The 25,468-nt window shown below is 63.1% G+C and carries 12 protein-coding genes; 4 read left to right on the forward strand and 8 right to left on the reverse strand.

The features are described from left to right. Positions 1-116 precede the first annotated feature (116 nt). Both QTI04_RS28880 and QTI04_RS28885 read left to right on the forward strand, forming a co-directional pair. On the forward strand, positions 117-2,957 hold the full coding sequence (locus tag QTI04_RS28880) for a caspase family protein (protein ID WP_286618681.1): 2,841 nt from the start codon (positions 117-119) through the stop codon (positions 2,955-2,957). Next, the gene (locus tag QTI04_RS28885) at positions 2,954-4,930 is read left to right on the forward strand and encodes a hypothetical protein (protein ID WP_286618647.1); all 1,977 of its coding nucleotides are present in this window, start codon (positions 2,954-2,956) and stop codon (positions 4,928-4,930) included. Before QTI04_RS28880 ends, QTI04_RS28885 begins: the two co-directional genes overlap by 4 nt. 618 nt (positions 4,931-5,548) lie before the next feature. Here QTI04_RS28885 and QTI04_RS28890 read toward each other — a convergent pair. Together QTI04_RS28890 and QTI04_RS28895 are read right to left on the reverse strand one after the other, a co-directional pair. Continuing rightward, positions 5,549-6,061 (reverse strand): pentapeptide repeat-containing protein, encoded by a 513-nt coding sequence (locus QTI04_RS28890; RefSeq protein WP_336621916.1) that lies wholly within the window; start codon positions 6,059-6,061, stop codon positions 5,549-5,551. A gap of 340 nt (positions 6,062-6,401) precedes the next feature. After that, positions 6,402-7,328, reverse strand: a complete 927-nt coding sequence (locus QTI04_RS28895; protein WP_286618650.1) for a peptidoglycan-binding protein — start codon at positions 7,326-7,328, stop codon at positions 6,402-6,404. Positions 7,329-7,870: 542 nt separating this feature from the next. Here QTI04_RS28895 and QTI04_RS28900 point away from each other — a divergent pair. Both QTI04_RS28900 and QTI04_RS28905 read left to right on the forward strand, forming a co-directional pair. After that, positions 7,871-9,187, forward strand: coding sequence for a S8 family serine peptidase (locus QTI04_RS28900; RefSeq protein WP_286618652.1), 1,317 nt, complete (start codon positions 7,871-7,873; stop codon positions 9,185-9,187). A 63-nt stretch (positions 9,188-9,250) separates the two neighbouring features. Continuing rightward, complete coding sequence (locus QTI04_RS28905; protein WP_286618653.1) at positions 9,251-9,490, forward strand: hypothetical protein; 240 nt, start codon at positions 9,251-9,253, stop codon at positions 9,488-9,490. Between the two features lie 82 nt (positions 9,491-9,572). Here QTI04_RS28905 and QTI04_RS28910 read toward each other — a convergent pair whose 3' ends face one another. The 6 genes from QTI04_RS28910 to QTI04_RS28935 all read right to left on the reverse strand — a co-directional run bounded on the left by QTI04_RS28910 (position 9,573) and on the right by QTI04_RS28935 (position 25,460). After that, entirely contained in the window at positions 9,573-13,283 is a 3,711-nt protein-coding gene (locus QTI04_RS28910; RefSeq protein WP_286618654.1) for a tetratricopeptide repeat protein, read from the reverse strand. Positions 13,284-13,295: 12 nt separating this feature from the next. After that, complete coding sequence (locus tag QTI04_RS28915) at positions 13,296-14,666, reverse strand: toll/interleukin-1 receptor domain-containing protein (RefSeq protein ID WP_286618656.1); 1,371 nt, start codon at positions 14,664-14,666, stop codon at positions 13,296-13,298. Positions 14,667-14,762: 96 nt separating this feature from the next. Then, positions 14,763-16,370, reverse strand: coding sequence for a murein transglycosylase A (locus QTI04_RS28920; protein ID WP_286618658.1), 1,608 nt, complete (start codon positions 16,368-16,370; stop codon positions 14,763-14,765). A gap of 54 nt (positions 16,371-16,424) precedes the next feature. Then, positions 16,425-18,320 (reverse strand): serine/threonine-protein kinase, encoded by a 1,896-nt coding sequence (locus QTI04_RS28925; RefSeq protein ID WP_286618659.1) that lies wholly within the window; start codon positions 18,318-18,320, stop codon positions 16,425-16,427. A gap of 296 nt (positions 18,321-18,616) precedes the next feature. Next, positions 18,617-21,409, reverse strand: a complete 2,793-nt coding sequence (locus QTI04_RS28930) for a caspase family protein (protein WP_286618660.1) — start codon at positions 21,407-21,409, stop codon at positions 18,617-18,619. A 118-nt stretch (positions 21,410-21,527) separates the two neighbouring features. Next, positions 21,528-25,460, reverse strand: a complete 3,933-nt coding sequence (locus QTI04_RS28935; protein WP_286618662.1) for a filamentous hemagglutinin N-terminal domain-containing protein — start codon at positions 25,458-25,460, stop codon at positions 21,528-21,530. Positions 25,461-25,468 lie beyond the last annotated feature (8 nt).

Genomic DNA, 25,468 nt, shown 5'->3' on the forward strand with positions numbered 1-25,468 from the left:
CTCACTGCACGAGGAGAGACACGATGGCAACTCCGACCTTCAAACGCCTCAGTGTGCCGCAGTTTCGGGAGCTTCTCGCGAAGTTCCCGTTCACGCGCCACATCGATTCCGTTCACATGCACCACACCTGGAAGCCCGAACGCAAGGACTTTCGAGGGCATGAGACGATCGTTTCCATGTGGCGCTTCCATACGCAGGAGAACCACTGGAGCGACATCGCACAGCACATCACGATCGATCCCAACGGAGAGATCTGGCTCGGACGCAACTGGAACAACGCGCCAGCCAGCGCCTCCGGGTTCAATGGCAACAGCGCAGTCGGTCCCTTCATGTTCGAGATGATCGGCAACTTCGACAAGGATTGCGATCCCTTCGACGGGGCTCAACGCGATGCGGTCATCTCGGTGATTGCAGCGATCCAGGAGCGCTTTGATCTGCAAACGCGCTCGTTGAAGTTCCACAACTCAATGTCGCCGAAGTCGTGCCCAGGCAGCAGTCTCGACTATGAAGAGATCGTCAGTCGCGTCGAGGCAGCAAGGCACGCAGTGGCTGCCGCCCCCAAAACGCGCGGCTCTGCCGCCAGCAAGAGGCCTTTTCCGGATGAGCCCGACCTGGCACTGGCCGAACTGGTGAAGGGCGCAAGTCGAACAGCGCTCGCCGTCGCCGAGCCGGGTGACGCGGAACTCTCGCACCATGAACACGGTTTGGAAGCGCTTGACTCCGCCACCGGAGGCGCCCCGGGGGAGGCAGCGGCACGCGATTCGGGTCTCAGCGCTGGTCAGGTCGCAACCATGCGTCCGCACCTTATCAACCTGCGCTCAGGAAGATTCTCAGACGAGGGCGAGGTCTCCACGACGTCTACAGACGTGGATGCGATCTTCGAGAGCCACCTTCCAAGCGCGTTGGCTGCAGCGAAGGCGGCAGGCCGCAAGCTGAAGCTTCTCATCTATTTGCACGGCGGACTGGTTTCCGAGTCCAGCGGGCTCCAGGTGGCGTTCAAGCACATAGATTGGTGGATGAAGAACGATGTCTACCCGATCTATTTCATCTGGGAGACAGGCCTCTTCGAAACCATCGGCCAATTGCTCACTCGCGCGCGGCAGCCGGGGGCGCGCGATGTCTTCGACTTCACGACTGACCCGGTGATCGAAGCAACGGCACGAGCACTGCAGGGGCCGCGCATTTGGGGCGGCATGAAGTCTAGTGCGGAGCACGCCGTGGATCCTCCAAGTCCAAATGGTCAAATCAACGGCGGGGCCCACTATGCCGCGACGAAGCTCAAGACCTTCTGCGATTCAGATCCCGGTGCGATCGAACTGCATGCTGTCGGCCACAGCGCTGGATCGATCTTCCTTGCCTACTTTGTCGCGACCGCCCATGCACTTGGCGTTCCTTCGTTCAAGACGGGTAGCTTTCTGGCGCCAGCCATTCGTGTCGATACCTTCAAGGACAAACTCCTCAACGCCATAGGGCCAGGAAAGGGGATCGACAAGCTCTACATCTTCACAATGAAAAGGGATTTCGAGCGTGGCGACAATTGCGCAGGCACCTACCGCAAGTCGCTTCTTTACCTGATCTACTACGCGCTCGAGGATCGCCGCAAGACGCCGATCCTGGGCCTCGAGGAATCGCTGCGGGGTGACAAGGATCTCAAGAAGCTGTGTGGTCTCGACGGTGGCGTGGCGGACGGCGAGGTCGTGTGGGCGGTGACGCAGGGCGATACAGGGCGCAGCGCAAGCACCTCTACGTCGCACGGAGGGTTCGACGATGACGCCCCGACCATGAACAGCGTCCTGCGACGCGTGCTCGCCAAGGATGACGCGGACACGATCGTCGACTACGGAGGTTCACGCGATCTGGGTGCCGGCAGACCCTGGATTCAGGAGTACGACCTGCCGCCTGAACTGGCGGCCTTGCGCGCCCCAGAAGCCATTGCCATGACTTCACCGGGCGTCCAAGCCATGGGGTCGCAAGGATCATTGTTCGCCCTGTCTGCCGGCACCCATCGACCGGCAAGCGGCGCCAGTCGTCGCATGGCGTTGTGTGTCGGCATCGATCGCTATCCCGGACCTTATGCGTTGGCGGGATGCGTCGCCGATGCGAATGCGTGGGCCGGCGCCCTGAAAACTCTCGGTTTCGAGACCTCCATGTTGACCAACGAAGGTGCAACACGTGCCGCGATTGACAGGAATCTTCGAGCCCTGATCAACGGCTGTCGCGCAGGCGATGTGATCGTGTTCCAGTACGCAGGCCATGGGACCTTTATGCCGGACCTCGACGGCGACGAAGAGGACGGCAATGACGAGGCCATCTGCCCTGTGGATTTCGGGTCTGGCGCGCTCTACATCGACGATGACATCTCCAAGGTCCTGGCTACTTTGCCCGAGGGCGTCAACCTGACCATCTTCATGGATTGCTGCCACTCCGGCACGAACACCCGCTTTGCCATGGGCGCGCCTCAACGAGGCGCTGCAGGAGATCTTGACGAGCGCAGGCGATTCATTGTTCCGACGCCCGAGGTCATCCAAGCGCACATCGAGTTCCGCAAGGGCCTCAGCGATGAGGCCGGCACGCGAGCCGTCGGCGGCAAGAGGATGAGAGTTGTCAAGTTCGCTGCGTGCCAGGATCACGAAGTCGCCTGGGAGAGCCAGGGGCACGGGGAATTCACGGTGCGGGCGACACGGGTTCTTGCTCAGGGCATCGATGCGATGACGAACCAGCAATTCGTTGAGCGAGTGATCACCGGCTTTGGCGCCAATCCGCGGCAGCATCCGATGCTCGATGGTGCCAAGGACACCGGCGCATGGGGACTGCTGTTGCCGCGCGGCGCTTCAGCAGCCAAAACGAGTCGACAAGGCGGCGAGCCGGCCGCGGTCGGCGACGAAGATCTCCTTCGCACGATCGCTGCCTTGGGCGAGGCGGTCACGACGCTTGCATCGCGCCAGGCCGCGCCATGACTGCGCCAGTCGATCGCGGACCTGCCACGACGACGGATTCGGTCTCGGCCCAGTCCCAGAGCCGAGATACTTCGAAGGAAGAGGCGACACCGACACCGGGAAGGCCCGCGGCGGCCAGCCCGGGCGAAGGAATTCGCTTCCTGATTGGCGAGGCCGTCCGGCGCCAGCCAGTGGCGCCGTATCAGAGGACCGATGACGATCCGCTCTACCGCCCTCTTCGGATCTACACGATGGATCCTGCGGTACCCAAGCTGGACGGGGCGACTGCGACAGTCAATGTGCCCTTCGAGCCCTTGGATCCTGGCCCAGTGGGCTCACTCTTTGCCGTGGACGGCAGCAACGGGCATCCAGATCGAACCTATCGCGTGGCGGATCTCGACGACCGCGTTGTGCTGATCGGCAACGGCTACAAGCCCTCTCCTTCGGATCCGCGCTTCCACCAGCAGATGGTTTATGCGGTCTGCAGCAATGTCTACTCAGCCTTCAGGAAGGCACTGGGGCGCAACCTCGCCTGGGGATTCGGTAGCGAACGCACGCCTTCAAAGCTCATCCTTCGGGTGCACGACAGCGACATGCGCAACGCCTACTACACCAAGGCGGGTGACGAAGGCGAGATTCGCTTTGGGTACTTCGAGGCGGACAAGGACAGTTCCGACAGGGGGGCACTTCCGGGTGGCTTCGTCTTCACCTGCTTGTCGCATGACATTGTTGCGCACGAGGTAACTCACGCGCTCCTGGATGGCCTGCGTACTCACTTTGGCGTTCCGACGGGACCAGATGTCATCGCGTTTCATGAGGCCTTTGCGGACCTTGCCGCCATCTTCCAGCACTTCAGCTATCGCGAGGTGGTACTGACCGCGATTGCCCGTTGCAAGGGCGAACTCGAGGACGCAGGTCTCCTGACGCAGCTCGCTCAACAGTTTGGCCACACGACAGGACAGCATGGCCCCCTGCGCAGTGCTATCGAGGCGGATACATCAAAGCCGCGGGCGTATGACCAGAATCTGGAATGCCATGAATTGGGATCGGTTCTGGTGAGCGCGGTCTTTGAAGCGTTCACCACCGTCTTCAAAAGAAAGATCGAGGTCTACATTCGCATGGTGACCGGTGGAAGCGGTGTGCTGCCGCCCGGCGACTTGCCGCACGACCTGCAAGTCGTTCTGGCGGACAAGGCAAGCAAGCTGGCGAGCCAGTTCCTTACGATCTGCATCCGGGCCATCGACTATTGCCCACCTGTGGGACTGGACTTCGGGGACTATCTGCGCGCGCTCATCACGGCGGACTACGACGTGGTACCCGACGACATCTGGGACTACCGGGGTGCTTTGATCGAGGCATTCCGTCGGCGGAATATTTATCCGCGTTCGGTTGCGAATCTCTCAGAGGACGCCCTGCTGTGGCGCGGGCCGCGTCAGCCCCTTTCTCCGATCGAAGAACTGCACTTTCGAAGGCTCCAGTTCAGTGGAGACCCAGGCCACGCGGTTGACTCGGCTGAGCTCTACCGACAGGCGTGTGCGCTGGGGGCGTATGCGACGCATCCCTTGCGGATGAACGAATTCGGGCTCGTCCCGTCCGGTGATCGTCGACTCGAGGGCGACGGCGTCGACTTGCCTTGCGTCGAGTCCATCCGTTCGGCGCGACGCGCCGGACCTGACGGCCAGATCGTTTTCGACCTGATCGGCGAGATCACGCAGGTGCGGCATGTCAAGGCGACCGCCACGGAGCCTGCCTTCTCCTATCACGGCGGCTCGACGGTGATCATGGGCCCGCGCGGAGATATTCGCTACGTGATCCTGAAGAACGTCACCGGCTATCAGCGCGAAGACCGTCGCCGAGCGTTTATCAACAGTGCAATGGGCCAGCGCTATTGGATGGTAAAGGGCCATCACTTGGTGCAAAGGCCAAAGCTCTTCGAACTGATTCACAAGCCGAACCAGGCGGACAGCGATCTTCGGGAACGTGGACGCATATGACTCCTCGTCTCTGTATAACTCTGCGGTCTGTGCTCTCAAAAACCGTGTGGGCCGACGCAAGGAGATTGCAATAAATGAATGGCACATTTGCTTGGTGAGCATGGGTCTCCCGCATTGCTTCCGTGGCACGAGAGCCGGGAGCAATTGCCGTTGTTCAGATTCAAGGCCATTCAGATCGGCAAGATCTTCAATCTATGACGGCGGATCAACGACGACAAAGCGAGATCGACGCATCGGTCAAACGATGTGCAAGCGCTTCGTCGTGGTTGCATGAGCAGGTCAGCGTGGCCTGCGGATCGGGATACGAGCTTGACAATGAAGGAAGTTGGCCACGGTTGCTCTTCCTTGCCGATGCCCCAGGAGCCTGCGAGATGTCAAAGCCCAATCGGGCCAATGAGCAGGATCGTCTACTCAACACAACAGTTGCAATTTGGGTTAGGACGTGGAATCTGAGTACCTTCCCTCAAGGCTTGGAAGACGTGCAGCTGCTTTGATTGATTCAAGGACGCGATCACGGAGGTCATCATGAGCCTCATGGCGAAGAGCCGCGCCCATCCGGGGCGGACGCGGTTCCACGGCCTGACGTTCGGGTGGGTGCGCCCATTGCCGCGACCGCGGTCAGGCGGGAGGTTCTGCTGAGGACAAGGGCGAAATCGGCTCGGCGAAGCGACAGCGATGAACGCCGTCCATGACAGCGTCCTCGAAGATCGCGCCATCAGTCCGAGCGCCGAACAGCACCGCGCCCCTCAGGACCGCGTTCGTGAAGTCGGCGCCTTGAGGATTCGCTCCGGTGAGCACCGCACCCGCCAGGTTGGCGTTGGAGAGGTCTGCTCCATTTAGGTTCGACAGAACCAGCATGGCGCCCGCAAGATTGGCGCCAGCCAGGTCGGCACGGCTCGGGTCCGGTCCGCGGAGATCAGCGCCTGTCAGGACGGCTCCGCGAAGTTCGACGAAGCCCATTTCTGCCGCTCTCAGGTCTGCGTTGTTCGGCGCCGCCTGGTCAAGCGGAACGCCGCGCAGGTCGTGTCCATTCATGACCTCATCGACGTCAGGAAGGGTGGCGACGTGCACCCCCCAAGCCTTACCTGCACGCAAGGGCCGCCGCAACCTGCGCCACGATGGCGCCCCCATCGAGACCTTGCCACCGCGACTGCAATCGTGTCTTCAGCGCCCGCGTTTCACGGTCTACTTCGTCCAGCGTCATCTGTCCTACCCGTTCAGTGCCTGCTCCACGCCCCGCTCACGTCCCAGGCGGGAACTCGTGATACTGAGGCCTGGCCAGGAAAACCTCTCAGCCGCCTGATGATGCCTTCTACTTCGGACACCTTGTCCGTCAAGACGTCGAGTCCGCGCTCCGTGAGACCCGCGGGCGGACGAAATGTCGCTCCCGCGACATCCTCCAGAAGGAGTACCTCAAGGTGATGACGCGCCTTCTATCTCACGACACTAGCTTGCAGCAGTTATCGCAGGGTTAGCCCAGCAAAGCCGTCCACGTCTTCTCGCCGACGATGCCGTCCGCGGTCAGACGGCGGGAAGATTGGAAGGCACGCACGGCGGCATCGGTGTTCGACCCGAAGACTCCGTCGGCGGGTGTCGACGCGAAATTGCGCTTGGCAAGCTCACGCTGCAGGAGTTCGACGTGCTCGCCGCGATCGCCTTTTTGCAGCACTGGGAGGGTGGTCGGATCCGCCTCGGATTTGTCGACCGGCCGACCCGGACCGTACCCGGGCAGTGTCCCGGTGCTAGCTCCTCCCGAACCCGCCCAAGTTGGGTTGAGCACGTTGAGTTGGGCCAGCTGCATGTAGGGATAGGTGCTGACAAATTTCAACCAGGTCCACAGGCTCGGGTCTTTGGGCCAGTCCTTGCCCGGATGCAGGTTGGTGAAGGAATCCAGGTCTCCGAGTTCCCTGCAACCGGGACCGCTCATACCGTACGTGAAGTTGGATTCGAGGGTGAGCACCCGGGACGTGACGGGATCAACCGCGACAACCAGGAACGTATGGCCCGAGAGGGGTTTCAGGGTCGTCCATCCCTGGACAAGGCTCCAGGGAGGCGGCGGCCGGGTGGTGCTGGAGACGGCCTTGGCCATGGATGCCTCGATCACGGCGGTCACGGGCGAATAAACATGGTCCGGATCCTGGATCATCATCTTCTCGTGACGATCCATGTTCCACACAAAGGCACGGCCATGCACATTGGCCCAGGCCTTGACCAACAAGGCCTCGACGAACGTGGAGCAGTCATTTTGTTTCGGCGGGGCGAGCTGCACGCCGATGCCGGGCAGATCAAACGGATAGCGGGGCGCCTGGCCTTTGGACGCGAACCCGTAGGTAAAGCCCTTGAACGACGCCAAGAGTTTGATGATTTCGGTTTCTTGCACGTACAGCGGCGTGGTCATCTGAGTTCTCCTCTTGCCGAGTTGGGTCGGCATCGCTCTCGAAAGCTAGGGTTGTCATCGCCCGGCTCGAGGCCTCGACGACGAGCCGTTCATTTCGCTCGGTCGTCACCGCAGACCGAGCATGCTTGCAACACGCCGTACAGCTTCAGTTCACGAGTCCACGACGCCGCCTGACTTTCCAGCGCCCGATTCGGGCCATGCTGAACGAATTAAGCTCCCGAACGCGCTACATCGCATCCCCAACACGTGGGATTCTCGGGGCGCTCGAGCGCGAGGGTCACGATCTCAAGCGCTGTGGCATCAGCGGCGGCCTGTTCCGACATGACCTTGATGCGTCACGTTTTTTCTGCACCAAAACAAGGGGCTACGACCTTGATGCCGGTCCGGCCGATCCAGTGACGAAGTTGGGCGAGCCCGACTGTGGACGAGCGATGAGTGTCATGGTCGCACGTGCGGGCGCCTCCCCACAAACCAGAGGATGCTCGTCTTAGCAGGCAAGATCAGACTGAATCTCCCCGACACCTGCACTACGGAGATTCGATATGGCCAAGAGACCCACCCCTCGCACACGCAACGCCAAGCCCGCGGCACCTGAGGGTGCGGCCGCGAGCAGCAGCGTCGAATCGTTGCTGCTCGCGGCACAGGAACGCGGCGGTGACAGCCTGGAAACCGGGCGCTATCTGATGACCTTCAAGGACGGTGCGCTGGAAGACGGCGCCAAGAGCCTAAAGACACGCGGCATGCGCACCGCAGATGCGCGCGACTTCAAGGATCAGGCGATCGAAATGTCCGCGCTGGGGGATGCCGATGCGGTCATGTTCGCTGAAGTCGGCGTCGCGCTGATAAGCGGGCCGGCGGCGGCCGAACGTTCATTGCACACCGCCGAGGCCACCGTCGACGACGCCAGCGTGCAGATCGTCGAACCCGAGTACTTCGTGTTCAGCGATGGGGCGCCGGGCGACTACCTGCGCGGCTTCCTCAGTGCAGCCGAGACGATCGCACGCGACCTCGGCAGCTTGGTCACCGAAGAGCAGGCCGAGGAAGACGTGGCCGTACTGGGTGCGACCTGGGGCCTCAACGCTTGCAAGGCACCACCGAGCTCGCGCAACGGCCTGGGTATCAAGGTGGCGGTGCTCGACACCGGCTTCGCCTTCGGCCACCCGGATTTTGCCGGCCGCGTCATCTTCTCGCAGAGCTTTGTGGGCCAACCGGTGCAGGACCTGCACAGTCATGGCACGCACTGCATTGGCACCTCGTGCGGTCCGCAGGCACCTGCCGGCACCACGCCACGCTACGGAATCGCCTTTCGCGCCACGATCTTTGCGGGCAAGGTGCTGGCCAACAACGGCAGCAGCGTTGGAGGCAGCGTGATCGCCGGCATGAACTGGGCGATCGCCAACAAGTGTCAAGTGATCTCGATGTCGCTGGGCTCGCAGGCCCCGGTGCAGGCGGCGTACACGAACGCCGGACAGGCGGCGCTGAACAATGGCCTACTGATCGTTGCCGCGGCTGGCAATGCGGCAGCGCAAACCGGCGCGCCGGCAAATTCGCCGACGATCCTCTCGGTCGCTTCGCTGGATCCGAACCTGATACCGTCGAGCTTTTCCAACTTCGGCAAGATCCAGATCGCCGCACCCGGCCGCGACGTCTTCTCGAGCGTGCCGATGCCGCAGCGCTATGCCATCAAGAGCGGCACCAGCATGGCTACGCCGCACGTCGCCGGCTGCGCCGCGCTTTGGGCGCAGACGAGCACCTCGCTGCGCGGCCAGGCGCTGTGGAACAAGCTGCTGGCGACCGCCAAGCCGCTGCCCTTCGCGGCGTCCCGTGTGGGTCGAGGCCTTGTGCAGGCGCCGGCCTGAATGACCCTGGGGCCCTCGGCAACTTGTGGGAGAAGAGCGAGGGCGCAGGCGTAGACTAAGCGCATGCCCAGCAAAAAAATCGACCTCACCGTCACGCTCGAGCCTGGCAGCGATGCGGCCGCGATCGCCAAGCGACTCGCGGCTGCGGGTCTCGAGGTGACGGATGTGCTCGACGCCGTCAGCGTCGTTCACGGTCGCGCGCCGAAGTCGGCGCAGGCCCGGCTGGCGAAGGTGGCTGGTGTGACCGACGTGACGTCGACATTGAGTGTCGATATCGGGCCGGGCGATCAGGACCCGAGTTGAGGCGTTCCGCGAACATTGTTGCGCTGCGCAGCCAGCGGGATCAGTTCGCCCTCCGCGGGGGGCCAAGGAAGAAAAGTTGGCCTCATCGAACGCGACGAATCGCCAGCTTCTCCAGGCAAGACTCGGCCTCGCGCCGCTGCGAGGCCTTTGACAGTCGCAAGCCGTCACGACAGGCCTTCAACGCAAGCACGCGCTCATCCTCGGCAGCGGCTGGGCGCTTTTGGCGTTCGAGTTCCGTTGCGAGCCCGAAGCGGGCAAGTCCGATCCAGATCCGACGTTCGGCGTTTGTAGGCTCCATCTTCGCGAGACGCTCGCCATGGGAGATAGCGACTCGGTAGGCTTCTTCCCAGCCGGCGCTGCCTGACTCGGAGCGCAGCATGGCCAGTCCGAAGTTGGCATCGGCAAGGTAGAACTGGGCCTCGGTCGATCTCGGATACAGCCGCGCGAACTCCGCAGCTTCGAGCGCATCCTGATCGGTCAAAGCGAGTACCTTTTCTGTGCGGCCCTGGTCGCGGAAGAAAACCGCAAGATCGCGGCGGGTGCGGTAGAGCTCCTTCCATGCGGCCATCATCGCCGGCCCCTCGGGGCTCAGCATCGCTGCCATCGAGTTCGCCACCAGCGCCTCTCGCAAAGCGGGCTCGATCATGGCCGCGTCGGCATCGGAAACGCGACCGACCGCCGCACCCGCAGCACCGTTCGATGCGTTTGCCTTGTCCTTGGCGAGTCTTGCCATCTGCCCCTGCGCTGCAGAGAGGTCTCGCCAGTACGCGGCCTTGAACGGAAATTCCTTGACCGCCAGTTCGAGCTTCGCAACGACGGTGCGCCATTGCTCGCTCGTCATGCTCTGTCCGTTCGTACGCGGGCCCTGGATGATCCCCAAAGCGTCGAGGATCAACGCCTCGGCGCGGTCTCTCCTATCGATCAATATCGACCTGGCCGGTGCGCTGCGCGTCTCATCGGAATCCCACAACTTCTTCGCTTCATCGGTGCGGCCGCTTTTCACGAGAAGCGCTTCCTTGTCCAGGATGATCGAACTGCGTGCATTGCTCAGGATCACCGACGGACCCGGCAATCGATCGAGTTCAGCCAGGGCCTCGTCCAGCGACGCCATCGCCTCGTCCATGTTGCCTGTCTTGCGCTTCGCCAGGATGGCTCGCTGCAATGCCGACTTTTGCCGGAGCATCAACGCCACCTCCACGCCAAGCTCGACATCCCGCCCGTCCACCTTCGCGCGACGGGTGGTGACGATCGCGTCATCGAGCAGGCGCAAAGCGGCTGCGGAGTTGCCCGTGGCTGCGACCAGGCTGGATTCAGTCTTCAGACCCCAGCCGATGTCGGCGATCAGCGACCTGTTGTCAGGATCCAGCCCGGACAGGCGTCGCAGGTTCCCGATGGCCTCGAGCGTCGAGAAGCGTACCTTCTCGATCTGCTGGGCGGGTAGGCTTTTCTTGCACGGGGCGTCCTGGAGGCAGCTGCTCACGGCGGTGGCGATCATCAGCTCGATCGCTGCACGTTCACGCTGCATCCGACGATTGCCCGAGTCAACCAGGGCCAGATGATCGATCAGTCTCTTCGACTCCTCGAACTGCGCCCACCCCTTCGGCGACCGGTCACCTTCCAACTGGCTCGAGATCGCGATCGCGGTTCCGAGTCCTTTGGCTGCCACGAAGGACAGGGGCCGCAATCGATTGGACTCGCGAGCCAGCGCCACCGCAAGTGCTGTCATTTCCGTGTCGCCTCGGGCATTGCCGAAATTCAGCACCACGTCCGCGAATGTCAGCGTCGCGCGACCCAGGACGAAGTTCGTGCCTGCGGCGCCGTCCTGTGTGCCGCCATAGGCTGTTCTCCAGACCTTGGTCGCGAGATGAGCAGCCTCGAAAAAATCAGCTTCGGCGCGTTCTGGATCGCCCATGCGATGACGCAGCACGCCGGCTTCAACGTGCGTTTCGGCTGCATCGAGCAGCTTCTGCGGGTCCGCGGACCCGTTCAGTACCGAGTTCCAGAGCCGGACGGATTCGGCGTACGTCGACTCGGCTTGCGCCAGGTCGCCTGCGTCGGCAATCAGCGAGCCGAGCCGCCTGAGGATCCGGGCTCGCTCGACCATCAGCGTCGGGTCAGGCGTCGACGCTCCCTGCGTTGACAAGGCGTCGACATTCGCGAGCGCCAGGTCGAACTTCCTGCGCGCCTCGCGGACCGTTCCCTGGTCACGCTCGATGTCGCCTTGGTGGCGCAGCTTCAACGCGGAGGACAGGCCCCGGGTCGCGGACGACGGGTCCCCGTCCGATTGCTTCAGAACCTGCCGCAGCACATCGGCCAGTCCCGCTTCGCTCAGCCTGGACACCATGTCCTCGCTCAGCACGAGCTGAAGTCCGTACTCGACCTGATGGCGCGCGCGCTCCGTCTGTTCCTGGGCCTTCACCGCCGCGTCGCGGGCCGCCGCCGCTTGCTTCTCCTTGGTGGTGATCGCGACGAGGGACCAGCCGAGCACAACGATGAACACCGCGGCAACCGCGAGCGTTGGCATCACCCAGCGCGGCAACCGGACCTTTCGATTCTTCGCGATGGTCTCTGCAATCCGGTCGTGGCAGATCTCGTAGAACACGCGTTCGTTGCGCGGCTCGCGCCTCAACAGGCCGCCCGCCTCCAGCGTGTCCAGTTCGTTCTTGCCAAGGTGGTACTCCTCTTCCATCTCGCCCTGCTCGAGCATCAACCGCTTGCCGGCGCGATCGAGCAATCCCTCCGCGAACATGAGACGCGCATGCTTTCGGCTGGTTTCGCTCGGCAGCTTTTGCAGCACGTCGTGGAAGTAGTCGCGCACGAGAAGCTGCAAGCCCGTACTGCCTCCGAAATCGGCCATCGCTACCGTCGGAGCCGGACTGCCACGCACCTGGCCCTGCATCACCAGCGTTTCGGCCTGCTGGCACACGAGCTGGAGCGTCAGCGACTCGATGACTCTGACGCTGGCGGACGAGCCATCGATGAAAGCGATGAGTTCCTTGAGGCACTCAGGCTCGTACTCGAAGGGTGGCGAGGTCCATCGATCGCCCGCCAGTCTGGCGGGTTCCACGATCGCCTCTTCGGCTTCGCGCGGGGTCAGGGGCGCCAGCCTGAGGCGCTCACGGAAGAGGTCCGGGATGCTGGCGCTGAACTCCTCGATCTTTCCGAGATATTCCTCGCGCAGGCTGATGATGATCTTCACGGCGGGCGCCGCCGTCGCGTTCGATGTCTGCGCGTCCCCCTCCGCATTCGGCGCGATGCGCGTGACGCCGCTGGCCAGCTCTCCCACTTCCGATGCAAACACCTTTCGGAACCCATCATCGTGCAGCGTGAACACCTCTTCGAACTGGTCGAACACGAGCACGGGGGTCAGCAGGATCAGGTCGCGACTCCAGAGCTGCGTCCCCGCGATCAGCATCCAAAGGCTTTGGGGGGCCTCGGGAATGATCGGATCGATCAAGCCAAACTTTCGGGCGGCATCGACCAGCGACGTGCGCACGGCTTGCAGGAGGCCTTCAGTCGTTTGATTCAGGCGAACAATGAAGGGAAAGTAATTGCGAGGCCGCAGGGCCGGAAACAGCCCTGCGTTCAGCAGCGAGGTCTTGCCCACGCCGGAGGGCGCGAACTGCAGCAACAGGCGGACGCTCATGACACGAAGAAGCAGTTCCTGCGTGGCTGCCTTCCGGCCATGGAACTGTTCGCTGTCTTTTTCTTCGAACGGGATCACCCCCGGGTAGCGCCGCCGGCCGACGCGCGAGGCCTCGGCGTCTTTCGCGATGTTGTCGCTGCTTTTCATCGCTGTGCCCGTTCAAGCGAGCGGAGGCGCTTCGCCGCGGGATTCGAGATAGGCGGTCATGATGGCCGTCGCAAGCTCGTTCCTGCCCGCTTCGGAATCTACAGAGATGCGATGCACCTCCGACAACTGAGGTTCCGGTCGCTCCCGGCATTGGCCCATCGTCACGTGAAGCAGGAAGATCGAGCCGTAGGGCAACTTCTTGACCCGCACGAGCGCCTGTTTGAGCTCCATGTTGTAGACGCCGCCGTGTGTGCGATCCCGCCTGTCCATCGCCTCCGTCTGAACGAAGACAAAGTAGTCGACGCCTTTGATCATCCGGTCGATGTGCTCCTCCCAGTTCTGTCCCGCGCGCAGGTTCTGCCGGTCCTGCCAGACCGTGAGGCCACGACCTTGCAGCGATATCCTGAGCATGTCGACCTTGTCCACGTCCTCGGAGGCGTAGCTGAGGAAGACAAGGGGCCGTCCTTTCGCGACGCTGGCCGGCGCCGCCAGCACGGGCACCAGCGCCTTCGCCGCCTCCCTCCTGCCGATCTCCGTCACGAGATCGTCGGCCAGCACGTTCCAGTCGCTGGCCTGGACAAAGATGCCAACCGACTCGAAGAAGCCTCGGTGCTCCGAAGAGGCGGCCGCGTCGAACACCTTGCCATCCTCGAGCGCCAGTGAGAGGCTGCGGTTCTCCACGCCGATGATCTCGAGCACCTTCAGCAGCAGGCGCAGCCACCAGTTCCGGAAGCCAAAGCCGATGAAGAGGAACACGGTTGAAGGAGCGCGCAATGTCGCCCGCACGACGTCCGGCAGTGGCGGGCTTTCGCGCGTGATCTTGACCAGGTAGTCGAGCAGGTTCTTGTCGTTGAGAACCATCGACTCCGGATGGTCGTGACGGCCGAACAGGTTGTAGACGATCGGCTCGTCCGCAGAGGGCAGCCGCAACGCATGGTCCGCCGCCACACCGCGGCAATAGTCGTAGTAGGCCTCCTGTACGCCGGGCTTGCCAGACACCGCGAAGGCCTTGGCCATCGTGCGGTCCGACGTTGCGGCGAGAACCAGCCGGAACGGCAACTTCGCGAGCTTGCGCTGCAGGGCGGTGCTGTAGTCGTCGAAGCCGCCGGCCAGGCCCTGCACGAGGTTGCGGCAGGCCGATGCGCTTTTCTCGCGCTCGTAGCGTGCGATCGCCGCGCGAAGGTCCAGTGCTGGGATTTTGTCCGCACCCAATGCTGCAAGGAGCCTGGCGGCCAGGTATTCGTCCATGGGTTCGTCGCCTTCGGAGACTTCCTGGGGCGCCGAGATCCTCGGCCCGAGGACCAGCACGCAATCGCCTTCCAGCACCTTGGAAGCAAGGCTCTTGAAGAACATCGGATCAAGGACGGCAGGAGTTGGAGTCACGGTAAGGGTCAGCCAGCACGAAACAGTGAGACCTCGCACGGATGTTTGTACCACCAGGGGATCCGAAGAGGTCGGCGAATCTGCGTCGCCCCGGCTTCAATCGTCCACGCACGACTCTTCGTCCGGCACCAGGCATTGGGGCAGATCAGCACCTGCTGCCGCGCCACGCGTTCTGAGCGTGCCTGATACGGCCGTCACAGGCAGACCCCGAGGCAGCAATATCCACAACTGCCCGCGCTCCTTCATTTGGCGTGCTTCGCTCGCCGCACGCTGGTCGTTGCCGAAAAAATAGTCGGCGCGGACCGCGCCGCGAATTGCATCGCCCGTATCTTGGGCGATGGTCAGGCGCTGCATCGGTGCGCCGGTCCTCGGCGTACGTGTGGAAACGAACACCGGGTAACCGAGCGGCGTCGTCCGCGGGTCGACCGCGATCGAGCGACCCGGCGACAGCGGCACGCCAAGGGCGCCGATCGTTCCGCCTCTTGTCGATGCGGTTTCCTTGAAGAAGACGTAGCTCGGGTCCTTGATGCCTGAGCCAGTGGCTGCACCCGACGCGCGTCGGCCCGGCACAAGAACGGCGCCGGCGTCTACGGGGCGCGTCAGCGCGAAGCCTCGCAACCGAACGGTTGACAGGTCGGCACTGTCGTCATCGTCGGACGGTTCGAGTTCGAGCAAGTCACCGCGCGTGCGCACGGCACTCCTGGTCTTGCCCGACGCGTTGCGCGCCAGAGTGGGGCGAAATGCGTGGCCGTTCCGGTCGGCGTAAGCAAGTCGGATGATGTCGCCATTCGACAGTCGTATGCGCCCACAACCCAGAATCTGCATTTCGTACAGCGCGGCGACATTGCTCACAAAGGCGATCACCTTGGCATGGGGGGCGCCACGCGTTTCGATCTCCTCGCGCGTGTAGTAGGGCAGCAGGCGCCGCCCTTCAATGCGCAAACGTGCCTTGCGGTCGGGCGTATTCCGTGTCACGGTCGACACATCAAGCGCGTAGAGGTCGGGCGCATCAATGTCGCGTATGCGCAAGCCGGATTGCACGATCACTTCGCGTCCTTGCACCCGCGCCGCTACCGTCCCCGTAGCCGGCAGCTTGCGTACGTCCAGGATGAGCATGTCATCGGGCCTCGCATACACCGGATAGACGTAGGGTGGCGAGTAGCTCCGACTGCCCTGGATTTCGGGCTCGAAGTACCCCGTGACCACACCATCCGGCCGTTTGGCGTCATCCTGGATCTGGTAGGGCGAGAACTCGCTCTCGAAGAAGTTCCGGATCGCTGGGGTGCTCTTGCTGTCCACCTTGGCGGCGCGGTCGCACACCTGCTTCCATTCGGCACCGCGGCCGGTGAGCACCTTGCAGCTCTGGAGAAAGGCCGGCCACGTCTCGGCAAAGTCGTCGCGCGCCCAGCCGGGCACCGTATCGAAGCCCACGGAGGTGTAGGTCGCCAGTTGAGTCGTAAGGGTTCTCGACTGCCCGGCCACACTGGTAGACCTCGGGTCGGTGGTTGTCGTGCGCGTTGGTGCGGTGGCGGACACTGCCGCGCTCTGAAGCGACGCCTGCGCGCCGGGCCTAGTGGATTCGGTGGTCGCGGTGGTCGCGGTGGTCGGTGGTGGCGCGGTAGCGCAGCCGGCCAATGAGGCAAGTACGACGCCGGCGAGTCGCCAGGGGCCGACGGCGAATCGAACGATAGAGAACGATGTCATGGATGACTCCTTGTCGGAAGACCTGTGGTCAGAGGCGCCTGCCGTTGCAGACGATCACTTCTCTACGACTTCGAAAGTGGCGACGCCATAGGCGTCCTTGCAAGGCGAATCCCGGGCGCATATCGGTCTGCCCAGAAGCGGAGCTGGCCCAGTGCCGCGGGTGGCCTCGAGCGCGGCAAGTACGGGCAGCGGAAATTGCGGGAAGACACCCTCGTTCTGGACGCCTGCTTGCGAAAAGTCCCGCTCGTGCTCACTGACCAGCACGGCGAACTGGTTGGTGCCCGCGGGGCCGCCCGAGGTCATTTGCCAGGAAGCACGTGGGAGCGTGAGTGGCGAGCTCGGCGTGATCCTGTTGTACTTGTCCAGGCGGTTGGGAAACAGCAGGAAGAGTTCATTGCCAGTCGACAGAATAAACACGTAGGCATAGCCGCCGCGGGTGCTGCGCACTTCGAAGGCCAGCTTGTCCTTGCCGATCGTGACTTCCGCCTTGCGGGGCGTCGCCGTGACTTCGAAGCCGGGCGTTGTGTCATCGGCGAGGGCGTGCAAGGAATCGCTCGGTGTGACGGGTCTGGCAGGCGGAGGCTGCGGTGGCGAAGACGACGGCACAGCAGTCGTCGCGATCGGTGCAGCGCTTGGGTCGACAGATGCCAGACTCGGAGACACAGGCTCCTTGGTCGTCGTCGCCGCCGCGTCGCCTGGCTCGCCCGCGCCCTGCTGGAGCCACCACCATGCCCCACCTGCTGCTGCGAAGAGAATCGCCGCAACCGCGGCGGCGAGCTTGCGCTTGCGGTCGCTGGTCCCAGGAATCGACACCGGATGCGGGCCGGTCGCTCGCGACTTGGCACCGGTCGGTGGCGCGGCGGTCCCGTCGCCCACCGCGTCAGGTCTCTCGCCACCATCATTCGATGGGCGCGAAGTGACCGTGGAGGCTTCTGCCAACCCGAGCGCCTTGCGCAATTCGTTCATGGATTGCGGTCGGGATTCAGGCCGCACACCGAGTCCGTAGTCGATGGCGGACAAGAGACGCTTGCTGTAGCGTTTGCGCAGCGCTTCGTTGTCGGCCAGCCGCGAGTAGCTGTCAGCCAAGAGACGCGCGACCGAAAGCGGCGGGGCCTGGCCTGTGAGCGCGACGTGCATGACCGCAGCCAGCGCATACACATCGGTCCATGGACCCTGTGACATGTCCGGCAGCTTTGCGTACTGCTCGACCGGTGCGTAGTCCGGCTTGAGAATAGCGGTGATGTCTTGTGTCTTGTCGGCGATGACGCGGCGTGCGGCGCCGAAATCAAGCACCACTGGTTGGCCAGAGCCCTCGAGCAAGATGATGTTGTCCGGCGCGATGTCGCGGTGGTAGCAGTTGCCGGCATGCATCACGGCGAGTGCTTGCGTGACGCCGTTCATGACGCGCAGCAGCCACGCTTCGTCTGGGCCGCCGTGCAGCGCTTCGAGCGTCTCGCGCAAAGTTGCGCCGCGATAGAGCGGCATCACCATATAGGCGGTGCCGCGCTCCTGCCAGAAGCGGTAGACCTTGAGCAGCGAAGGATGATCGAACCGTGCGAGCAATCGCGCTTCGTTGATGAAGCTTCGCATGCCGAGATCGAAGGTCTCACGCGTGCGCCCTGACAAAGGCACGACGGTTCCGTCGGCCTTGCGCATCGAGAGGGACATCGGGAGGTATTCCTTGACCGCGACCACGCGTAGCAGCTCTGTGTCCCACGCCTCATACACCGCACCAAAGCCGCCTTGCCCGATGAGACTCCTTATTTCGAACTCGGCAACGCGGCTGCCCGCGTGCAACACGCCGGCTTGGTTGTAGTTGCTGCCCAGGTCAGAGCCGTCGTCGGGGGGTGATCTGAGCAGCGTGGCGCGATCCCTGGCAGGCGGTGCCGGCGTTGGCGCGCGACCGGCCCGGCGCTTGCGGGCGTCGCCATCCTCTTGCAGGTCGCTCATGGAGCACCGACCTTCTGCGCAGCGCCGTCGGCCTCACGCGCCGCCACAATGGCACTCCCTTTGCTGAAGGTGCAGTGGTCGCAACTGCATCTCCTCGCTCCGAGCCACCTTCGTTCGCCAGCTCATCCGCGCTCCCTCATCGGCAGGCGTGCCAGAATTGCCTAAGTTTCCAACGCTTGCCTGGAGTCGCAAATCCGTCTAACGACGTAGGGGCAAGAGCCGGGGTCTAAATCAAAGGGCCTATGGGGCGTCCAAGTCCCGCGTGGCTTGACAGCAATTCGCCGCGCGTGGATGCCTCATTTCGGCGTTCTTGCCACCGAGGCAAGCGGCTGACCCACCAACGCATCAGGAGCGATCAGTTGCGGCGTCTGCATCTTCTGAGGCAAGCGAAACTGTTGGACGATCGGCTCCAGATGGGCGAACGCCTCTGACAGCGACACGACACCGTCTCTGTTTGCATCTGCCGGCGGCTTCAAGGATTCAAGCAGTGCGTACGTGAACAGTCCGTGGCCGCCCTTCTTGTACTCTTGCGACTCCTCATTGCCTTTGGCGGCAACCAGAAATGCGAAGCTCGATGCAGCCGAGCGCTTGCGCAAGCTGTGCGTGTCGAGGGTTCCCTGTATGCCGCGCGCGCGGCAGGTGTCGACAACCACGATCCTGCGACCGGCTGTCTTGCGCAGCGCCTCGAAGAACTCGCTACCCTCCATCAGCGAGGCCACGTTGTTCGCGATGTTCGGACTATTTGCGACGCGCCTTGCGTCTTCAAGCCGTCCGTCGCGGGTCATGAAGTAGTAGTTGCCCGCCCCATCGCTGTACCCGTGCGAAGCCAGAAAAAGGATCACGGTATCGTCGGGTCCCGCATCTTGGAGCACAGGCAGTGCCTTGCGAATTTCGACTTGGTCGGGCTTCACATCGGTGAAGTCGTTGAGCAGCACGGCCTTCACGCTGCTGAACAGGCCCTGCGCCGATCGTTGCAGCGCCTCGGAAAAATCGCGGGCGTCCTCCGCCGCGAATTCGAGGTCCATTTCCCGCTCTGCGATGTTGACGAACTTGTTGATTCCGATGGCCAGCACGATCAGACGGCCACGCGGCGCCGGTTGCTTCGGCACCTCTCCTGCGAAGTCCGCAAACGCCTCCACCAAGCCAAGCGACTGGCCATGGTCCACCTCGACGCGGATTGCGTTCTGCGCACGGTCGCTCTCGACGGTCAGCGTGCGCTCGAAACGCATCCGAGCGTCTCCTGCGAGTGCTCGTTGATTGGTGGGCGTCACGGAAATGCCGTTGACATACACGCTCAGTTGCTGCATTGGAAGCGTCCTGGACTGCGCCGTAATCTTGACCGAAATCTCCACTCTTCCCTTTGCGTTGATGCGGGTTTGCGTGTCCTCGATGGTCAATCGTGCCGGCGCGATGCGTTGGAGTTCCTGTTCCAATGCGGAAGCGCCCTTCGCAGTAGTTTTCTGCGCATCGTCGAGTGCCGAACGCAGCAGGTCTGGGCGATAGAAGGTGCGCTCGAACTGCACCGCTCGATAGAAGTCCGGCTCTTGGTCCAGTCCGCGATTGACATGCCAACCAACGAACTGGTCGCCTTCTTCGGACGATGCGTAGTAGCCATCGGGGCGCCACGCTAACCAATCTCGATCGTTGTTGTGCGGAAAGAACGCGAGCACTTCTTGGCCATCCGATTGCCTCAGCCAGCGCGCAGTGCCGTCAGCCAGAGTGATGACCACCCACTTGCCGTTGGCGCTAGCGTTCACGGCACGCACTTCGCTGCTGAAGTTCTGACGCCAGATCACGTTGGCGTCGCGATTCAGCTTGAGCAGGTGCCAGGTGGTGCCGACGAACAGGTTGCTGCCGTCATGCGAGATGGCGTGCGCATTCACTTGATCGCCATGGTGGATCTGCAAAGCCTTGCCGTTGACACGGGCGGCTTTACCGGACGCGGCGCCGGGCGTGAAGCCCTCGAGTGCGAAGCGCGTGTCAGCCGTCCTTGGCGACAACAAGCTCGCCTTGAGCGGTGGCAGTTCCAGGTCACTCACGAGAAAGGATCGCGGCTGCTCGCCAAAGCGCGCCATCGGCATCGATATACCCCGTGCATCCGCGCTGACCAGCAGCTTCTGCTGTCCATCGCGAAAGTCCCCGACCACCGTGCCGAGAGTGCTCACCACCTTGCTGCGCGCATCGATCAACGTCAGCGAAGGCGTCGAGGTCGCAAACAGCATGCCTCCGTCTGCGACCGGCAGCATGTTGGTGAAGCGCTGATTGCCGACCGGTAGCGTCTGCGGCGCGCCCAGGCCCCGATTACCGAATCGGTAGAGCGGTGTGGGTCCGCTGCCTTCGTACTCGCCGTTGACGAACAGCGCGCTGCCGTCGCGCGCCCAGGCAATGCAGCACAGGCCCTTCTGCTGTGCATCCGGCACCTGACGCAGCGTGGCCAGTTCGAGTGTCGGAACCTTGAGCACCACCGCGATCGGCTTGTCGATGATGCCGAGGGCCAACAGCTTGCCGTCTGGCGAGAATCGCACGCCGCCGAGCAATGTCGAGATGCCGACCGATTGGCGCGACACAAGCGCGTGACGGGTGTCGTAGAGCCGAACGGCGCCGTCGGCGGCGCTGGCTGCGAGCCAGCCTTGCGCCGAGAAGTGCAGAAAGCTGACCGAGTCCTGGTACTGGTCGTCGTGGGCGATGGGTTGCCAACTGCCCGTGTCCAGGACTTTGACGCCGCTGCGCCCCCCCATGCCGACGGCAAGAAAGCGCCCGTCCGGTGACCAGTCAAGTGCGCTGATGACATCCGCCAATCCGTCGATGCGACGGATCATGCGGCCTGTTGCGCTGTCGTAGAGGTAGATGGACGCTGTCTTCGCCCAGGTGACACCGGTCCATCCACCGACAGCAATCGTGCGCCCGTCTGGACTGATCGCAAGGCCCGCTGGCAGGCCTTCGATCGATCCCTCCTGCGGCAGGCGCAGCACGCGAATCAGGCGCAATGAAGGAAGTTGCCAGATGCGCACCGTGCGGTCGCTGCTGATCGTCACGACGCGGTTGCGCGGTTCGTCTGCGCGCATCTGCCCGATTGCAGCGGTGTGCATCGCCGAGTCCACACGGAACTGCGGTGTCGGCGACGGCGCCGAGGCTGCCTGCGCGTCGCCCCGCCATGAGAGCAGGCAAAGCCAGACAAAAAGTGCCGCTTGCAACAAGCGAGGGACCCTAGAAGCAAAGCGCATCACCGCGCCCTCCGCCGATGGCGCGCCCATCCGCCGTCTGCAGCCGCTCCGAGACTTCACCCAGCGCATAGGTGGTCGCGAAGACCGGCCGCGGGGCGCCCAGCAATGCCGAGGTTTCACCGATATCGGCTTCGTCGCCGGCGGAACGACCCACCACCCGACGATCTCGCCCGGGACAGAGGGGCTCCTGAGGTTGGCTGGCTCGAGTTTCAATGGCTTCCGCCGTCGCGACGACATCCCTTTCTCCGGGGCCGCCGCTAGTGGCCGTCGCCAGACCGACCGGAATGTCGAACCCGCCCGCGCCTGCGACCGGTGGCAGCGCGGCGAGGATCTGCGCCGATAAGTCGACAGTTGGGCTACCGCCGTAGCCTACTGGCGAGATGAAACCGATCGGAATTGAATTAGAGTGAAAGCCCAATTCACGACCGGGGAAGGGCCCGATATTATCACCTGTTGTACCTAGGCCAAGCCGACCTGGATAAATTATCACGGATATCGGTAGAGAGTCTGTCTGCTGAAGAGTCTGCCCCAATGTCACGGTTTCATTTGTCACGAGAATCGCGTTAGTGAACCCGCTAGGACTCTCTTGGCGATACTCAACTGCGCTGCGTTGACCATTCTTGTTTAGTATGAAATTCGTCGGGCGGCTGTCCGCGGTATTTGACGCAACATCGCGCGTGAATTGTCTACGGGATACATTGCCGTCGTTGCCATTTGAGTTTAAGTTAATTGCCCTTTCCTCTGCGGTGGATGGCACAATCACCTTAATTGCGGCGGTATTGCTTCCTGAGGGAGAAGCTGTTGAAGTCGGTGCACCGTTAAGCGTAATTTTTCCGGAATCGCCTGGCCTCGGATTCTCCTGATTGGATATCACAATCTTTGGTATCATCCAGAAGCCTCTGACGTCCTTTGGGTCAGATGGAAATACTGAAGGAAGTACTGAAGGAAGTATTTGAATGACTCGACCACTTGTTCGATCAATGTCGACTCGCAAACCGCCACCGTCCTTGCTTACCAAGAGTTCGGCATCAGGGTTCAAGTTGAAGAAAGTACCCTGATCAACAGGAATAAAGAGCGTGTCGACAAGACGCTCGCTCAGTTCGGGGCTGATCTGCAAAGGAGCAACTGGGTTTGCAGATGGAACTAGGCTGCGCCAGAAGGCGTTGATGCGCGCGCCATCCACGACGACCGGAACATTGAACGTGATATTTTGATTTCCGTTTCGTGCGTAGACGCCTTGTTGCAGTACGGCGGAAAAGCCCTTGTTCCCCAAGTCTTCTCTTGCCGTTTGCGGCCCGAAATGCAAGTCCCCATTCGACACACCGATTCGATCGTTTACGAAGATGTGGCCTTCCTGCCCGCCGGTGCCGGCTTCGATGCGAAGCCCGTCGCCGATCGCCGCGCCCGCCAAATTCAAGCCGTTGGTCGTGACGTCCCTGGCCGCGCGGATGTCCAGACTGCCAACCACCGGATGCTGGTCGTCCGTCCCACCGAGCGATTGATTCAAGGTGACGCTGCCCGCTGAGCTCGTGACGCCCACCCGGCCGAACGCGACCAATTGGCGCACGCCGACATCTCCGTAGGCGCCGAGTGTGATATTGCCGGCGCGTGGCGCTGCGGCGACCGTCGCAGGGTCGTTCGCGCCGACCGTTCCCAGCGTCTGGATGTGCCCGCCTGCGGCGTTCAGCGTGACGTCGCCGCCCTGCGTGAAGATGCTCGCGCTCTCCGGCAGGTCGATGGCTCCGGCGCTGCTCACGGCGACGCGGCCCGCTCCTGTGGACTCCAGCGTGCCGAGCCGAATATCCCCTCTGGCGGCAGCCAGGTCGATATCGCCCGCCGAGCGTATCGTGCCGAGCGCGCCGATGCTGCTCGCGTTGACGGCCACGCCCTGCGGGCCTGCGTCGATCTGCGGTGGCGGGCCGCCCGCGGCACCGACCATCGAGAAGCTCCCAATCGGCTCGCCAGGACTGCCTGCCCGGAGGCCACCGACGATGGCCTGTCCCAATTCGACATTGGCCGCTCGGAAGGTGGCGTTGCCCCGCGTTTCCAGACCCCTCGTCACTGAAGCGGTACCGAGAGGTGCGGAAACGCTCAGCGTTGCGAGCGGCTGTGACATGCCCAGGATCTCCCCGCCCAATGACTGATTCGCACGGACATTGCCAGCCGTGCTGCTCAGGCTCACATCGCCTGTGGTCACCAGGTACTGGGTGTCGACATCTCCCCTGGCAGTGATGCTGATACTCCTGGCGCCCTGCGTGGCGATCACGTTGTTGGGCGCTTGGCGGAAGCTGCCGCTGGTGGACGTGAAGTCCCCATTGTTCAGGACGATCGGCGCATTCACTGCAACCAGCCCGCCGGCCTCGAGCCTCAGCCCGGCACCGCCGATGGCTGGGAGCGATCTGCTGTCGATCTGGCTGTTGATGGAGATGCCGTCATCGGCACGGAGAAGCACAGACGTGCCGCGGGCGAGCACCGCGTTGATCGTGCGAGCCGCCACGGTGGAATCGATACCAAAGGCCGAGAAGCCGCCGCCGCCGAGATCGGCCACAGTGAGCGAGCCGGGATCCAGCAGCAGCGTGCCAGGCCTTCCCTGCGCCGCGCTCGCATCGGCTTGGCCTTCGAACAACAGATGCCTCTTGCCAGAGACCTCCATCAGACCGCCGTCGCCTCCCGCCGCGCCGGCGCGCGCACTCGCGCTGCCAAGAAAGCGCGTACTGTCCTCGCTCCACAACACCGTTGTGCCGCCATCGCCAACTGGGCCCGCGGCGTCGGCCTTCACGCGCGCTCCGGACGCGACCTCGAGACTCCTCGCGGTCGTCTGCGCTCCGGGGGCCGGGCTCTCGCCACGGTAGCTTCCGCCGACCAGCACGGTGCCGCCGCGCGTTCCGCCGCTGGCGTCCAGCACCGCGGTGGAGCCCAGCACCACGTGCGTGGCGCTCGCCGAGATGCGGCCTCCTTCTGCAACGCCAGTCGCATCCACGGTCCCACTGATGTCGAGCTTTTCACCGCCCAGCAACGTGATGTCCCCGCCGCGATTCGCCTCCCTTGTCGCGCGGATGCCACCTGCAACGTTGACGCTTCCATCGACGACCCCGCGTGCCGTCGCGGCCGACAGCCAGACACGCCCGCCCTCGGCAGTGATCTGGCCGCTGTTGTTCACATAGTGCGCCAGCGGCGTTCCGCCGGCGTCGGCGATGTCGGCGAGGTCGGCGGGCTTGATCGCGATGTTCACCAAGCCGTCACCATAGAGGTCGAGACTGAAGGTCTTGGCGCCGGCCAGCATGACCTGGCCCAGCCTGGCGGAGATCACGCCGCGGTTTTCGACCCCGGGAGCCACCATCGCGACGAGTCCACTTTGGGCCGCCGTGATGCGCCCTTCGTTGATGATGCTGGCTCCCGGCTTTCCGGGCTGGTCGAAATTCATGCGACCCGACATGAAGTTGGCATTGCTGATGTTGGCCGTCGACAGAACCAGTCCCGCCACATCGATCTGCGCATCGCGGCCGATGAAGACACCGTTCTGGTTCACCAGGTACACATGTCCATTGGCGCTCAACGTGCCCAGGATGGTCGATGGATCGTTGCCCACGACCCGATTCAACATGGCCGAGCTCGTGGACGGCTGCATGAACCTCACCGATTCGCCGGCAGCGATGCCAAAGCTGCGCCAATTGATGATCGCTCGATCGGTGGCCTGCGTGATGTGCATCTGACCCATCGACGGCTGCGCAATCTGGGCTTGTCCCATGACGACCGCGCCGCCAACGGGATTCGCGTGCGCGGCACCGAAGAGCGTCGCTCCGGCCAGGCAGGCAAGCGCGTGCCGAACGCCCCGGCTCAGGGGGGTACGCTTGAAGAGATCTCCGACTTGCCCTCCGGTGCAAAGAGTGGACCGTTCGTGCATCCGTTGTTTCATGATGGGCC

Origin of the sequence: Variovorax sp. J22R115, from assembly GCF_030317005.1 — a bacterium.
Taxonomy (GTDB): Bacteria; Pseudomonadota; Gammaproteobacteria; order Burkholderiales; family Burkholderiaceae_C; genus Variovorax.